The sequence below is a fragment of the Rhodanobacter sp. FW101-FHT13A11 genome, from assembly GCF_058790335.1.
In genome coordinates, this window is the sequence record NZ_JBYTCN010000006.1 from 14,458 (window position 1) to 27,388 (window position 12,931).

17 protein-coding genes and 1 tRNA gene are annotated in these 12,931 nt (G+C 67.1%); 10 read left to right on the forward strand and 8 right to left on the reverse strand.

The features are described 5' to 3' along the window. Positions 1-177 precede the first annotated feature (177 nt). Entirely contained in the window at positions 178-2,052 is a 1,875-nt protein-coding gene (locus AC3WRN_RS08350; RefSeq protein ID WP_492622624.1) for an MFS transporter, read from the forward strand. Between the two features lie 6 nt (positions 2,053-2,058). Here AC3WRN_RS08350 and ampE read toward each other — a convergent pair whose 3' ends face one another. The 8 genes from ampE to AC3WRN_RS08390 form a co-directional block, all read right to left on the reverse strand. Continuing rightward, positions 2,059-2,928: a regulatory signaling modulator protein AmpE gene (gene ampE, locus AC3WRN_RS08355; RefSeq protein WP_068095545.1), complete on the reverse strand. Its 870-nt coding sequence runs from the start codon at positions 2,926-2,928 to the stop codon at positions 2,059-2,061. A gap of 145 nt (positions 2,929-3,073) precedes the next feature. Beyond that, complete coding sequence (nudC, locus tag AC3WRN_RS08360; protein ID WP_068095547.1) at positions 3,074-4,048, reverse strand: NAD(+) diphosphatase; 975 nt, start codon at positions 4,046-4,048, stop codon at positions 3,074-3,076. 11 nt (positions 4,049-4,059) lie between these two features. Further along, on the reverse strand, positions 4,060-4,428 hold the full coding sequence (erpA, locus tag AC3WRN_RS08365; RefSeq protein ID WP_068095564.1) for an iron-sulfur cluster insertion protein ErpA: 369 nt from the start codon (positions 4,426-4,428) through the stop codon (positions 4,060-4,062). A 46-nt stretch (positions 4,429-4,474) separates the two neighbouring features. Then, positions 4,475-4,906 carry a bactofilin family protein gene (locus tag AC3WRN_RS08370; RefSeq protein ID WP_068095549.1) on the reverse strand — a complete coding sequence of 144 codons (432 nt, stop codon included), beginning with the start codon at positions 4,904-4,906 and terminating at the stop codon, positions 4,475-4,477. Next, positions 4,893-5,648, reverse strand: coding sequence for a DUF6776 family protein (locus AC3WRN_RS08375; RefSeq protein ID WP_068095551.1), 756 nt, complete (start codon positions 5,646-5,648; stop codon positions 4,893-4,895). Before AC3WRN_RS08375 ends, AC3WRN_RS08370 begins: the two co-directional genes overlap by 14 nt. A 113-nt stretch (positions 5,649-5,761) precedes the next feature. Beyond that, the gene (gene bfr, locus AC3WRN_RS08380) at positions 5,762-6,232 is read right to left on the reverse strand and encodes a bacterioferritin (protein WP_068095553.1); all 471 of its coding nucleotides are present in this window, start codon (positions 6,230-6,232) and stop codon (positions 5,762-5,764) included. Between the two features lie 130 nt (positions 6,233-6,362). After that, positions 6,363-6,569, reverse strand: coding sequence for a (2Fe-2S)-binding protein (locus AC3WRN_RS08385; RefSeq protein WP_492622625.1), 207 nt, complete (start codon positions 6,567-6,569; stop codon positions 6,363-6,365). A 56-nt stretch (positions 6,570-6,625) separates the two neighbouring features. Next, complete coding sequence (locus AC3WRN_RS08390; protein ID WP_068095555.1) at positions 6,626-7,186, reverse strand: RNA pyrophosphohydrolase; 561 nt, start codon at positions 7,184-7,186, stop codon at positions 6,626-6,628. Between the two features lie 178 nt (positions 7,187-7,364). Between AC3WRN_RS08390 and AC3WRN_RS08395 the strand changes: the two genes are divergently transcribed. The 9 genes from AC3WRN_RS08395 (at position 7,365) to atpA (ending at position 12,925) form a co-directional block, all read left to right on the forward strand. Beyond that, positions 7,365-7,441 (forward strand) — tRNA-Met (locus AC3WRN_RS08395). A gap of 58 nt (positions 7,442-7,499) precedes the next feature. Further along, complete coding sequence (gene queD, locus AC3WRN_RS08400) at positions 7,500-7,862, forward strand: 6-carboxytetrahydropterin synthase QueD (protein ID WP_492622626.1); 363 nt, start codon at positions 7,500-7,502, stop codon at positions 7,860-7,862. Between the two features lie 152 nt (positions 7,863-8,014). Then, the gene (locus tag AC3WRN_RS08405; RefSeq protein WP_027490334.1) at positions 8,015-8,404 is read left to right on the forward strand and encodes a phasin family protein; all 390 of its coding nucleotides are present in this window, start codon (positions 8,015-8,017) and stop codon (positions 8,402-8,404) included. Positions 8,405-8,659: 255 nt separating this feature from the next. Then, on the forward strand, positions 8,660-9,025 hold the full coding sequence (locus AC3WRN_RS08410) for a hypothetical protein (RefSeq protein ID WP_492622627.1): 366 nt from the start codon (positions 8,660-8,662) through the stop codon (positions 9,023-9,025). Between the two features lie 3 nt (positions 9,026-9,028). After that, positions 9,029-9,847, forward strand: a complete 819-nt coding sequence (atpB, locus tag AC3WRN_RS08415) for a F0F1 ATP synthase subunit A (protein WP_492622628.1) — start codon at positions 9,029-9,031, stop codon at positions 9,845-9,847. Between the two features lie 66 nt (positions 9,848-9,913). Next, entirely contained in the window at positions 9,914-10,207 is a 294-nt protein-coding gene (gene atpE / locus AC3WRN_RS08420) for a F0F1 ATP synthase subunit C (protein WP_068096202.1), read from the forward strand. A gap of 99 nt (positions 10,208-10,306) precedes the next feature. Beyond that, positions 10,307-10,777, forward strand: a complete 471-nt coding sequence (locus tag AC3WRN_RS08425) for a F0F1 ATP synthase subunit B (protein WP_492622629.1) — start codon at positions 10,307-10,309, stop codon at positions 10,775-10,777. 3 nt (positions 10,778-10,780) lie between these two features. Further along, positions 10,781-11,314: a F0F1 ATP synthase subunit delta gene (locus AC3WRN_RS08430; protein WP_492622630.1), complete on the forward strand. Its 534-nt coding sequence runs from the start codon at positions 10,781-10,783 to the stop codon at positions 11,312-11,314. A gap of 60 nt (positions 11,315-11,374) precedes the next feature. Continuing rightward, complete coding sequence (atpA, locus tag AC3WRN_RS08435; protein WP_492622631.1) at positions 11,375-12,925, forward strand: F0F1 ATP synthase subunit alpha; 1,551 nt, start codon at positions 11,375-11,377, stop codon at positions 12,923-12,925. Positions 12,926-12,931: the final 6 nt, after the last annotated feature.

The following is a 12,931-nucleotide window of genomic DNA, read 5'->3' on the forward strand; positions in this document are numbered from 1 at the left end:
CCGGGCCGGTAACGGTCCGGCAGTCCGCACTTGAACCCAACCGCTGGCGGCAACGTCGGCGGTTTTTTCATGTGTGTCGATGATTCGTGCTATCGCGACTCATCGCCTGCGGCAATAATCGAAGTGGCGCCGTGGCCAAGGGGGCCGCGGCGGAGACCACTTGCACAAGGCCATCGCATGAGCCAATTCGCATTGCTGGGCAAGCGGCGTTTCGCGCCGTTCTTCTGGACCCAGGCGCTGGGGGCGTTCAACGACAACGCGTTCCGCAATGCGCTGGTGATGCTGGTGGCGTTCCAGATGGGGCTGGGCGACCGCACGGTGTCGCTCTACACCAACCTGGCGCCGGCGCTGTTCATCATCCCGTTCTTCCTGTTCTCCGCCACCGCCGGGCAGCTGGCCGAGAAGTACGAGAAGAGCCGGATCATCCGCTGGGTGAAGCTGTTTGAGATCGCCGCGATGGCGCTGGCCGCGTACGGCTTCCACACGCACCACACCACGCTACTGCTGGTGGTGCTGTTCATGATGGGCATGCACTCGGCCACGTTCGGACCGATCAAGTACGCGATCCTGCCGCAGGCGCTGAAACCGGAGGAGCTGGTCGGCGGCAACGGCCTGGTGGAGATGGGCACGCAGCTGGCGATGCTGGTAGGCATGATCGCCGGCAACTCGCTGATGCTGGTGGCCGGAGTGGGGCCGCTGCTGGCGTCCGGCGCCACCATCGCGGTGGCGGTGGCTGGTTACCTGGCCTGCCGCGCGATTCCCCCCGCGCCGGCGACGGCACCCGACCTGAAGTTCAACTGGAACCCGTTCAGCGAGACTGCGCGGGTGCTGGCGATCACCCGCGCCGATCGTGCGGTGTTCAACGCGGTGCTGGGCATCTCGTGGTTCTGGTTCTTCGGCACCGTGCTGATCGCGCAGCTGCCGATCTACACGCGCGAGACGCTGGGTGGCGACGGCTCGGTGAACACGCTGGTGCTGACCCTGTTCTCGATCGGCACCGGCATCGGCGCGCTGCTGTGCGAGCGGATGTCAGGGCGGCGGGTGGAGATCGGCCTGGTGCCGCTGGGCGCGTTCGGGCTGACCGCGTTCGGGGTGGACCTCTACTTCGCGCGCCACGGCATGGCGGCGGTGCGCGGGCTGGACTGGCTGACCTTCCTGCACGGTGCAGGCAGCTGGCGCGTCGCGCTCGACCTCACCCTGATCGGCGTGTTCGCGGGCTTCTACGTGGTGCCGCTGTTCGCGTTCGTGCAGGCGCGCGCACCGCGCGAGAAGCTGTCGCGGATCATCGCCGGCACCAACATCCTGAACGCGTTGCTGATCGTGCTGGCGGCCGGCTTCGGCCTGGGCCTGGGTGCGCTGGGGCTGGATGCGCCGCAGATCTTCCTCGCCGCAGCACTGCTCAACGTGCTGGTGGCCTGGTACATCTTCACCCTGGTGCCCGAGTTCCTGATGCGCTTCGTCACCTGGGTGCTGGTGAACACGCTGTACCGGGTGCGCGCCGACGGCGCCCAGCACATTCCGGAAGAGGGTCCGGTGCTGCTGGTGTGCAACCACGTCAGCTTCATGGACCCGCTGCTGCTGATGGCGAACCTGCGCCGGCCGGTGCGCTTCGTGATGTATTACCGGATCTTCCGCATCCCGCTGCTGAGCTTCGTGTTCCGCACCGCCAGGGCGATCCCGATCGCCGGGCACAAGGAAGATCCCGCAGTGCTGGAGCAGGCCTACGACGCAATCGACGCGGCACTGGCCGCGGGCGAGGTGGTGTGCGTATTCCCCGAAGGCAGGCTCAGTGCCGACGGCGAGATCGCGCCGTTCCGGCCCGGCGTGGAGAAGATCCTGGCGCGGCGGCCGGTGCCGGTGGTGCCGATGGCGCTGCGCGGCCTGTGGGGCAGCGTGTGGAGCCGGCGCGACTCGATGCTGCATCGCGCACGCTTGCCGCGACGGTTCCGTGCGCGGGTGGAGATGGTGGTAGCTGCGCCGCAGGCGCCCGCGCAGGTCAGCGCGGCGGCGCTGGAAGCGCGGGTGCGCGAGCTGCGCGGCGACCTGGCCTGAGCGGGCTCAGCCGATCCAGCCGCCGATCACCACCAGTGCCACCACGCTGAGCCAGGCCAGCAGGGCGCGCAGCAGGGCGCCGCGCAGGCGCCGCAGTTCGGCCAGCGGGTCGCTGTGTTCCTCGGCGTAGCCGTCGCCGGCCTCGATGTCGATCAGCACGTCGGCCTGCGCCGCGGCGCCCAAGAAACCCGGGCCGGCCGCGTACCAGCTGGTCGGTGCAGCCTGGCTGTGCCAGCGTCGCCAGGCGCCGATCACCGCCTCCCAGTGGCCGACCACGGCCAGGGTGAAGGTCAGCAGCTGCGCCGGCAGCCAGTCCAGCGCGTTGGCCACGTAGCCGGCGGCACGGCGGGTGTCCGGGTCGAGTCGCAGTGCGTCGTCGCGGCCCAGCGTCTGCGCCAGCCGGTACAGCAGCGCGCCAGCCGGGCCGAGCAGGAAGAACCACAGCAGCACGGCGAAGCGCCGGCGCAACGCGGCATAGGCGATCGCCTCACCCAATGCCGGTGCGTTCCAGGGGATCGGCTGGCCGTCGTCGGCCAGCGCCTGCGCCGCGGCCTCGCGGCTGGCGTCGTCCGGTGCGTCCAGGATCGCTTCCAGGTCGGCCTCGAATTCGCGCGGACCGAAGCAGTACAACAGCACCACCAGCGCGAACAGCAGCGGCAGCAATGCGCCCAGCGGCGAGTGTCCGAGCAGCCACTCCAGCAGCACGCACAGGACCAGCGGCAGCAGCAGGACCAGCGCCACGCGACCGCCGCCGCTGGTGTCCGCCCATTGCGCCACCCAGCGGCGGAACAAGCCGTCACCGCGCCAGCGTGCCAGGTGCGGCATGACGTGCAGCAGGCCGAGGGCGACGAGGGCAACTAGCAGACGGATAGCCATGGCGGGACGGGCTCGCGGACGGTGGCTGCCATTGTAAGCGACGGATCGCCGCCGGCAGCACGCGAAGGCGTCAATCGCCGATGGGCTGCGTTCGCCGGCGTGGGGCCGCCATGTTCGCCGTGCGCACGAACATCCGGCGGATCAGTCAGCCTGGTACGGCGTCGGCGACCAGCGCATCCAGCTCCAGCCCCGCGCGCTGCCGCAGCCAGTGCGCCAGCAACTGGTAGGACACTGACAGTCTGGTGGAGGGCACGAAGCTGCCGGCGGCGATGCCGTCGACGATCTGCTGCGGGGTGAACCAGCGCGCGTCTTCCAGCTCGTGATCGCGCCTGGCGATCCGCCGCGACGCCGCGGTGGCGATGAAGCCGACCATCAGCGAGGCCGGCATCGGCCACGGCTGCGAGGAGTGGTAGCGCACCGCGTCGACGATCACGCCGGCCTCCTCGGCCACCTCGCGGCGCACCGCGTCCTCCAGCGCCTCGCCCGGCTCGACGAAGCCGGCCAGGGTGGAGTAGCGCCCGGGCGGCCAGCCGGCCTGGCGGCCGAGCAGGCAGGCGCCGTCGTGCTCGACCAGCATGATCACGGCGGCGTCGGTGCGCGGAAAGTGCAGCCGCGCGCAGTCCGGGTTGGTGCATTGCGCGCGATGGCCGGCGGCAACCAGCAGCAGCGGCGCGCCGCAATGCGCGCAGAAGCGCGTCTCGCGCTGCCAGTGCGACAGGCCCTTGGCATAGGCGAACAGGCCGGCTTCGTCCGCGGCCAGCAGCAGGCCGGCGTGACGCAGGCCCACGCGGCGCGCGTCGAGCGCGGTTTCCAGTTCGTCGAGGCGGGCGGCATCGTCCGCCACCAGCAGGAAGTGCGGACGCTCGTAGGCCATGCCGAGCAGGCTGGCGCGCTGCTCGCCGAGCCAGTGCTCGCGTTCGCGGGCGTCGAGCCAGCGCAGCGCGTCCCCATCGCGTCGCAGGAACGCCTCGCCGGCACCGTCCAGCAGCAGGTAGCGCGCGTGCGGCGAACGGGCCTGTTCGACGATCCACACCGACTCGTCGCGCGACTCGGCCACGCGGTCGAGCACCAGACTCAGCCCGGCGAAGATGTTCGTGGGCGGCAGCGTGGCCCGGTCCATCGGCGGCGCCCTCAGGCGGAGAACGATGAACCGCAGCCGCAGGTGGTCTTCGCGTTCGGATTGCTGATCACGAACTGCGCGCCGCTGAGGTTCTCGGCGTAGTCGATCTGCGCGCCGGTGAGGTATTGCAGCGACAGCGGGTCGCACAGCAGGGTGACGCCATCGCGCTCGATCGCCAGGTCGTCCTCGGCCTGGGCCTCGTCGAAGGTGAAACCGTACTGGAAGCCCGAGCAACCGCCGCCGGAAATGTACACGCGCAGCTTCAGCGCGGGGTTGCCTTCCTCGGCAATCAGCTCATGCACCTTGTGCGCGGCGGCGGCGGTGAAAACCAGCGGAGCGCTGCCACTGCGGTAATCGGGGATCGCGACGAGAGTTTCCATGGTCATCTGGATGGGGGCGGGCGTGACGATAACCAAGCATACCGCGTCAGGCGGGTACGGCCTCGTCGAGCTCGGCGTCCGGCGCCGGCAGTTCGCGCTGGGCTTCGCCAACCTGGCGCGAGATGCGCCCGTTGACCTGCGCGCCGGCGGCCATTTCCATCGTGTGGTAGCGCAGGTCGCCGTCGATGCGCGCCTGCGGCGCCAGTTCCAGACGCACGCTGACGAAGACATCGCCGGTCACGTGGCCGTTGATCACCGCCTGCGGCACATGGATCTCGCCGTGCACCTGGCCGTGTTCGCTCAGGGTGAACATGGCATCGTCGCCTTCGCCCAGCACGCTGCCTTCGATGCGGCCGTCCAGGTGCAGCGCGCCGCTGAAGCGCAGGTCGCCGCGGATCACCGTGCCGCGGGCGATCAGGCTGGTCTCGTGGCTGCTGGTATTGCGATCGTTGCGATCGTTACGTCTACGGTTGAGCATCGTGGTCCCCTACGGTAGTAGTGATGTTTCCGCTCAGTGCGGCGCCCCAGGCGACGGCGTGGTCGAGGGCTGCGCCGCCGTCCGGCCGGATGCTGATGCGCAATCGTGTCGGGCGGAAGTCGGCCGGCAGCACGATGGTGCCGTGCAGTTGCTGGAAATAGGTGAAACGGAACGGCAGGCCGTCCTTCTGCGCGGTGTCGCCCAGCGCGGGCCAGTCCAGCCTCGCCACCTTGTCGCCGCGCAGGCCTTCCACGCTGACCAGGACGTGGCCGGAGACTTCCTCGCCGCGTTTGGCGTTCTGGGTCAGGCTGAGGCCGAGGTTCCAGCCGCGCGAGCCGGCGATCGGCTGCAGCTTCACCTCCTGCAGCTTCAGGCCCTGGCGCTGGGCGTCGCCGCCGACCAGCCGCGCGTAGAAGCCCAGGTCGGCGCGCAGGCCGTTCAGTTCTTCCTCGCGTTGGGCCAGGGTGCCGCGCAGCGAACGGGTGGCGACCTCGTTGACCTGGGCGGCGCGCTGCAGGTTGGCGAGCTGCTGCTTCAGATCGTCGATCTGGCCGAGCAGGGCTCGCTGCTGGCGGTTGTCCACGGCGGCCGGGGTGTTCGCCCGCCGCGCCAATGCGCCGACAACCAGGCCGATCGCCAGCAGGCTGCCCAGCCAGGCCAAACCCAGCCACAGCCAGCGCCGACGATGGCCGGTGTCGTCGTGCCGGCGCACGACGAAGCGCGGTGGTGGTCGTGAGGCCATGCGGCGCGTTCCGGGGAAAGCCAGAGGTATAGCCCCGGCGTGACGAAAGCGTCAAGGAACGGGTGCACGCTTCGGGGGCACCGCCTGCCGGCGGGGGCGACGACCCGCGCGGTTCAGCTCTGCATCTTGCTCTGCAGGTAGCGCTCCGCGCCGATGTCCTTGACCAGGCTGAACTGGGTTTCCAGCCAGTCGATGTGCTCTTCCTCGTCGTGCAGGATGCCCTTGAACAGGTCGCGGCTGACGTAGTCGGCAATGCCTTCGCTGTACGCGATCGCCTCGCGCAGGTCCTTCACGGCGGCCAGTTCCAGGTCCAGGTCGCCCTGCAGGCATTCCAGCGCGTTCTCGCCGATGCGCAGCTTGCCCAGGCGCTGCAGGTTCGGCAGTCCGTCGAGGAACAGGATGCGCTCGATCAGATGATCGGCGTGCTTCATCTCCTCGATCGACTCCTTGTACTCGTGCTCCGCCAGCTCGCTGTAGCCCCAGTCCTTGAACATGCGGCAGTGCAGGAAGTACTGGTTGATCGCGGTCAGCTCGTTGTAGAGCACCTTGTTGAGGAACTCGATGGCCTTGGCATCACCCTTCATGGCTTCCACTCCGTTCGAAGACAACGTGGACTATACAAACTCCACGCTCCGACGGCGGCAATGAGAACGACAACAGTTTGCCTGGTGCGGGATGAAACCCCCGCACGACGCGAACAGAAGAAGAGGAAACTCAGGCTGTGGCGAGCGGCAGCCGGCAGGTGACCTGCGACAAGGCCTTGTCGAACGTGGCGCGCGCTTCCTGCTCGCAGCAGCCGCAGCAGTCCGAGCAGCCGGTGCGGGCCTGCAGTTCGGCAAAGGCATGCACGCCATTGGCCGCTTCGCGGCGGATGTCGTGATCGGTGACGGCGTTGCACATGCAGATGTACATGGTGCGCATTGGAACGCGAATGCGAATGATTGTCAACAATCAGCCGATCGCCTGCGGCCATCCGTTCAGGCGGCGGCGCGACCGTCGCGCGGCCCGGTGGGCGGGGAATCGGCGTCGTCGCGCGGGGGCAGCTTGCCGAGCTGGATGCCGAACAGTTCCTCCACCAGCGGGGCGAAATGCCGCAAGGCCCGTTCGTAGACCTGGCGCTTGAAGTTGACCACGTGCGCGGCCGGGTACCAGAAATCGACCCAGCGCCACAGGTCGAACTCCGGCTTCTCGCAGGCATCGAGCTTCAGCTCGCCCTCGTCGCCGACCAGCCGGAGCAGGAACCAGACCTGTTTCTGGCCGATGCAGATGGGGCGCTGGTGGTGGCGCACATAGCGGCCGGGCAGGCGGTAGCGCAGCCAGCCGTGGGTGGCGCCGAGCACCTCCACGTGGTGCGCGGCCAGCCCGGTCTCCTCCTGCAGTTCGCGGTACATCGCCTCCAGCGGAGTCTCGTCCGTATGCATGCCGCCCTGCGGGAACTGCCAGCCATCGCGACTGACCCGGCGCGCCCAGAACAGCCGGCCGTCCGCATTCAGCAGCACGATGCCCACGTTCGGACGGTAGCCATCAACATCGATCATGTCGCCTCCTGGGGCGTGCGGCGTGGTTTGCCGGCACGGCCACACCTAGCTCCTGCGGCCGATTCAACCACAGCGCGCGAAGCAGCGGCAAGCGACAGACTTGAACCCGGCGGGCGACACGACTACACTGCCGCGCCCCGCCCGCATCGTTCCGATCCGGCATGGCGGGTTCCCCCGTGGCTATGTAGCTCAGCCGGTTAGAGCACAGCACTCATAATGCTGGGGTCGGTGGTTCGAGTCCACCCATAGCCACCATGACCCGGGCGTGTGTTTTTCCGCCGGTCACTCTCGTCACGACACGTGGGCGTCTGCCATGCATATCTTCAAGGTGTTCCAGATCGAGGCGGCGCATCGGCTGCCGAACGTGCCGGCCGGGCACAAGTGTGCGCGGCTGCACGGGCATTCGTTCCGCATCGAGATCCATCTGGCGGGTGAGCCGGACCCGCGGCTGGGCTGGGTGATGGACTTTGCCGACGTGAAGGCGGCCTTCGCGCCGCTGTTCGACCAGCTCGACCACCACTACCTCAACGAGATCGAAGGGCTGGAGAACCCGACCAGCGAGATGCTGGCGCGCTGGATCTGGCAACGATTGCAGCCGCGCCTTTCGGGGCTGGACAAGGTGGTGGTGCACGAAACCTGCACCTCTGGGGCGCGTTGTAGTCGTGACAGCTTTTGACGCGTCGCAATGTTTCATGGATCCGTCATAAATTGGCGTTTTCAAATGAATATTTTCTGACATTGCGTATAATCTACAAAAAATATATTGCAATGCACAAAAATCGCTGCTAGAGTGCCTACCACTACCCCATCCTCCACGAGGACTACGCCATGACGCAGCAGCTCAACAACCAGCTTTTTGCCTACACCAAGCAGTTCACCGACAGCGCGTTCAAGGCGCAGTCGCTGGCCCTGAAGGGTCTGGAGACAGTCGCCGAGCTGCAGCTCAAGGCTCTCGAGGAGCAGGCCAAGGCTTCTGCGGAATTCGTCGCCGAGGCGCTGGAGGCCCGCGACATCAACGGCCTGCGCAGCCTGTGGGAGAAGGGTGCCAGCCTGAGCCGCGACAACGCCGAGCGCGCGGTGGCGGTTTCGCAGGAAGTTCTCGCGGTCACCCAGAAGACCGCCGAGTCGCTGAATGCGCTCGTGCAGGAGCAGCGCCAGGCCGCCAACGACGCCGTTGCCGCGCCGGTTGCCGCCGCCAAGAAGGCTGCCGCCAAGTAATCCAGCAGCACCGTCGCGCCTCCATGCGATGAATCAGGGCCGAGCCTCGTGTTCGGCCCTGTTTGTGTGTGCCGTCGGCCAATGCATGCGGTGGGTCGGGCGGGACGATTGGGTCACGGAATCCGGCGGCCGGACGCGATGTCGCAGGCTGCATGGCTTGTCGCTGCAATTGCCGCGCTGATATACTTTTACGGATTGGATCGTGGCCCGCAGCTGTATCGGTGCCGCCTGGTGCAGGCCGCGCGGAGACGCTACGTGCTCAACAGTCTAGCCTCGGGTCGACGCCTCGCCTTGCGCATCATCCTGCTGCAGCTTGCTGTGGCGTTGCTGGCTGGCCTGGTTTTCCTGGCGCTGGGTCATCGCGAAGCGGTGGCGGCGGCGGCAGGGGCGGCGACGGTGGCGCTGGGTACCGCGCTGATGTCGGCGCGGTTTTTCGGCGACGTCGGCGGGGCAGGCCAGGCACTGGGTCGCCTGCTGACGGGCATGCTCCTGAAGTGGATCGTGATCGTCGGGGGGCTGGTCGTGATCCTGTTCCAATTCAAGTTGCCACCGCTGGCCGCCATCACGGGGTTGGCGGCGGCTTACGCGGTTTATCTGGTGGCGTTCAGATTCAAGGGTTGATCCATGGCAAGCGAGCCGCAGGGCGGTCTTACCGAATACATCCAGCACCATTTGAAGCATCTGACTCCGCATACCAGCGAGGGCGGCTTCTGGGCGGTGCACATCGACTCGGTCACCGTGTCGCTGGTGCTGGGTGTGCTGTTCTGCCTGTGGTTCTGGCTGAAGGCGCGCAAGGCCACCGCCGGCGTGCCGGGCAAGGGCCAGGCCTTCGTCGAGATCGTGCTGGAGTTCGTCGACGGCCAGGTCAAGGACGTGTTCCATGGCGACCGCCGCATCCTCGGGCCGCTGGCGCTGACCGTGTTCATCTGGGTGTTCCTGATGAACGCGATGGACTTGCTGCCGGTCGATCTGCTGCCGTGGATCACCGAGAAGTTCGGCATCGGCCATTTCCGCGCCGTACCTACCGCCGACATCAACATGACCTTCGCGATGTCGCTGACGGTGTTCGTGCTGATCATCTTCTACAGCTTCAAGGCCAAGGGCGCCGGCGGCTACATGCACGAGCTGTTCACCGCGCCGTTCGGCAAACATCCGGCGCTGTGGATCCCGAATTTCGCGCTGAACCTGGTCGAGCTGGCGTCCAAGCCGGTAAGCCTGGCCATGCGACTGTTCGGCAACATGTACGCCGGCGAGCTGGTGTTCATGCTGATCGCCGGCCTGTTCAGCGCCGGTGCCGGCCTGGCCGGCTGGGCGTTGTACGGCGCGGGCATCATCGGCTACACGGTGTGGGGCATCTTCCACATCCTGATCATCTCGATCCAGGCATTCATCTTCATGGTGCTGACGATCGTGTACATCTCGATGGCACACGATCACCACTGATCCGCGTACCTCGAACCCTTCGCTTCATCCGTTTTGACTTCAGTTCGTATTTCTCAGGAGATCACCGTGGAACATCTCGTTCAGTTTGCACAAATCCAGGGCTTCACCGCCATCGCGCTCGGCCTGATCATCGGTTTTGGTGCACTCGGCGCCTGTATCGGTATCGGCATCATGGGCTCGAAGTTCCTTGAGGCCGCTGCCCGTCAGCCGGAGCTGGTGCCGCTGCTGCAGGGCCGCATGTTCCTGCTGGCCGGCCTGATCGACGCGGCGTTCCTGATCGGCGTAGCGCTGGCGATGTACTTCGCGGTGGCCAACCCGCTGCTGGGCAAGGTGCTGGCGGCTGCCGGCGCAGGCCAGTAAGAAGCACTCCGGTGGCGCCGTTGCGGCGCCACCGCGTATCCGGCCCGGGTGTCGTGATGCCCGCGTCTGTTCCACTCCGTATTTACAGGTAACGCAGCGATGGATTTCAACGCGACCTTGATTGGCGAAATGATTTCGTTCGCCATCCTGATCTGGTTCAGCGTCCACTTCATCTGGCCGCACATCAACAAGGCCATCGAGGAGCGGCAGGTCAAGATCGCCGAAGGCCTGAACGCCGCCGAGCGCGCCCATGCCGAGCTGAAGAGCGCCGACGTGAAGGTGGCCGGCGAGATCAAGCAGGCCCGCCAGCAGGCCTCCGAGATCATCGACAAGGCCCAGCAGCAGGCCAACCAGATCATCGACAAGGCCCGTGTCGAGGCGATCGCCGAGATCAACCGGCTGAAGGCCGCGGCGCAGGACGACATCGCCTTGATGGCGCAGCGCGCCCGTGACCAGCTGCGCGAGCAGGTCGGTGCACTGGCCGTGCAGGGCGCCAGCAAGATCGTGCAGCGCGAGGTCGATGCGTCGACGCACAAGGCCTTGCTCGACCAGCTCGCGGCCGAGATCTGATCCATGGCCCAGGCAATCACCCTCGCTCGTCCGTACGCCCGCGCCGCCTTCGAAGTGGCGCATGCCGCCGGTTCGCTGCCGGCATGGTCGCAGGCGCTGGCGTTCGCCGCCGCGGTGGCGAAGGACCCGCGCGTGGCCGGCCTCGGCAACGACCCGCGGGTGCTGCCGGCGCAACTGGTGGCCTTGCACCTGCCGACCGGCATGGCCGCTGACGCCCCGTTCGGGCAGTTCCTCGTCGAGATGGCCGAGCAGCGCCGGCTGGCGTTGCTGCCGGAAGTGGCCGAATTGTTCGAGGCGTTCAAGCGCGAGTCCGAGTCGCAGCTGCTGGTCAAGGTGACCAGCGCGATGGCGCTGGACGCGGCCCAGGCCGAGCAGCTCAAGGCATCGCTGAAGCGCCGCTTCAAGCGCGAGATCGAACTCGATACCCGGGTCGATGCCTCGCTGCTGGCCGGCGTGGTGATCGATACCGGCGCAGAAGTGATCGACGGCTCCGCACGCGGACGCCTGGCGCAACTGGCCAGCGCTCTGGCGCATTGACCTAAGAATCAAAAACTATCGGGTGCCGCTGATGCGGCGCGAATCCCAGGAAAACTTGCCATGTCCAGCACCACACTGAATCCGTCCGAGATCAGCGAACTGATCAAGAGCCGCATCGAGCAGTTCAAGCTCGGTGCGGAAGCGCGCAACGAGGGCACGATCATCAGCGTGTCCGACGGCATCGTGCGCATCCACGGCTTGGCCGATGTGATGCAGGGCGAAATGATCGAGCTGCCGGGCAACGCATATGCGCTGGCGCTGAACCTCGAGCGCGACTCGGTCGGCGCGGTGGTGCTCGGTGAATACCAGCACCTGCGCGAAGGCGACACCGCCAAGACCACCGGCCGCATCCTCGAAGTGCCGGTCGGCCCCGAGCTGCTCGGCCGCGTCGTCGACGCGCTGGGCAACCCGATCGACGGCAAGGGCCCGCTCAACGCCAAGCTCAACGCGCCGATCGAGAAGGTCGCGCCGGGCGTGATCTGGCGTAAGTCGGTCGACCAGCCGCTGCAGACCGGCTACAAGTCGGTCGACGCGATGATCCCGGTCGGCCGCGGCCAGCGCGAGCTGATCATCGGCGACCGCCAGACCGGCAAGACCGCGCTGGCGATCGACGCGATCATCGCGCAGAAGGATTCCGGCATTAAGTGCATCTACGTCGCGATCGGCCAGAAGCGTTCGTCGATCGCCAACGTGGTGCGCAAGCTCGACGAGAACGGCGCGCTGGCCAACACCATCATCGTGGTCGCCTCGGCGTCCGAGTCGGCTGCGCTGCAGTACGTCGCGCCGTACTCCGGTTGCGCGATGGGCGAATACTTCCGCGACCGCGGCCAGGACGCGCTGATCGTGTACGACGATCTCAGCAAGCAGGCCGTGGCCTACCGCCAGATCTCGCTGCTGCTGAAGCGCCCGCCGGGCCGCGAGGCGTATCCGGGCGACGTGTTCTATCTCCACTCGCGTCTGCTCGAGCGCGCCTCGCGCGTGTCCGAGGCGTACGTCGAGAAGTTCACCAACGGCATCGTTAAGGGCAAGACCGGTTCGCTGACCGCGTTGCCGATCATCGAGACCCAGGGCGGCGACGTCTCGGCGTTCGTGCCGACCAACGTGATCTCGATCACCGACGGCCAGATCTTCCTGGAAACCGACCTGTTCAACGCCGGCATCCGCCCGGCCGTGAACGCCGGCATCTCGGTGTCCCGCGTCGGCGGCGCCGCGCAGACCAAGATCGTCAAGAAACTGTCCGGCGGCGTGAAGCTGGCCCTGGCGCAGTTCCGCGAGCTGGCCGCGTTCGCGCAGTTCGCCTCGGACCTGGACCCGGCCACGCGCGCCCAGCTGGACCGTGGCCAGCGCGTCACCGAGCTGATGAAGCAGAAGCAGTATTCGCCGCTGTCGATCGCCGAGCTGGCGCTGTCGGTGTACGCCGCCGAGCAGGGCTACCTCGACGACCTGCCGGTGAACCAGGTGCTGGCGTTCGAGAAGGGCCTGCACGCGTTCATGCACCAGAACCACGCCGACCTGATGAAGACCATCGTGGCCACCGGCAACTGGGACAAGGACATCGAGGCCGTCTTCAAGGCTTCGCTGGACGAGTACAAGAAGACCGGCAGCTGGTAATACGGG

Coding starts and splice junctions, on each gene's coding strand:
- AC3WRN_RS08430 (WP_492622630.1), top strand. CDS start 10,781: ATGGCCCAGGCAATCACCCTCGCTCGTCCGTACGCCCGCGCCGCCTTC.
- AC3WRN_RS08425 (WP_492622629.1), top strand. CDS start 10,307: ATGGATTTCAACGCGACCTTGATTGGCGAAATGATTTCGTTCGCCATC.
- AC3WRN_RS08375 (WP_068095551.1), bottom strand. CDS start 5,648: ATGGCCTCACGACCACCACCGCGCTTCGTCGTGCGCCGGCACGACGAC.
- atpB (WP_492622628.1), top strand. CDS start 9,029: ATGGCAAGCGAGCCGCAGGGCGGTCTTACCGAATACATCCAGCACCAT.
- AC3WRN_RS08385 (WP_492622625.1), bottom strand. CDS start 6,569: ATGCGCACCATGTACATCTGCATGTGCAACGCCGTCACCGATCACGAC.
- atpA (WP_492622631.1), top strand. CDS start 11,375: ATGTCCAGCACCACACTGAATCCGTCCGAGATCAGCGAACTGATCAAG.
- erpA (WP_068095564.1), bottom strand. CDS start 4,428: ATGGAAACTCTCGTCGCGATCCCCGATTACCGCAGTGGCAGCGCTCCG.
- nudC (WP_068095547.1), bottom strand. CDS start 4,048: ATGGACCGGGCCACGCTGCCGCCCACGAACATCTTCGCCGGGCTGAGT.
- queD (WP_492622626.1), top strand. CDS start 7,500: ATGCATATCTTCAAGGTGTTCCAGATCGAGGCGGCGCATCGGCTGCCG.
- AC3WRN_RS08370 (WP_068095549.1), bottom strand. CDS start 4,906: ATGCTCAACCGTAGACGTAACGATCGCAACGATCGCAATACCAGCAGC.
- AC3WRN_RS08390 (WP_068095555.1), bottom strand. CDS start 7,186: ATGATCGATGTTGATGGCTACCGTCCGAACGTGGGCATCGTGCTGCTG.
- AC3WRN_RS08350 (WP_492622624.1), top strand. CDS start 178: ATGAGCCAATTCGCATTGCTGGGCAAGCGGCGTTTCGCGCCGTTCTTC.
- ampE (WP_068095545.1), bottom strand. CDS start 2,928: ATGGCTATCCGTCTGCTAGTTGCCCTCGTCGCCCTCGGCCTGCTGCAC.
- AC3WRN_RS08405 (WP_027490334.1), top strand. CDS start 8,015: ATGACGCAGCAGCTCAACAACCAGCTTTTTGCCTACACCAAGCAGTTC.
- bfr (WP_068095553.1), bottom strand. CDS start 6,232: ATGAAGGGTGATGCCAAGGCCATCGAGTTCCTCAACAAGGTGCTCTAC.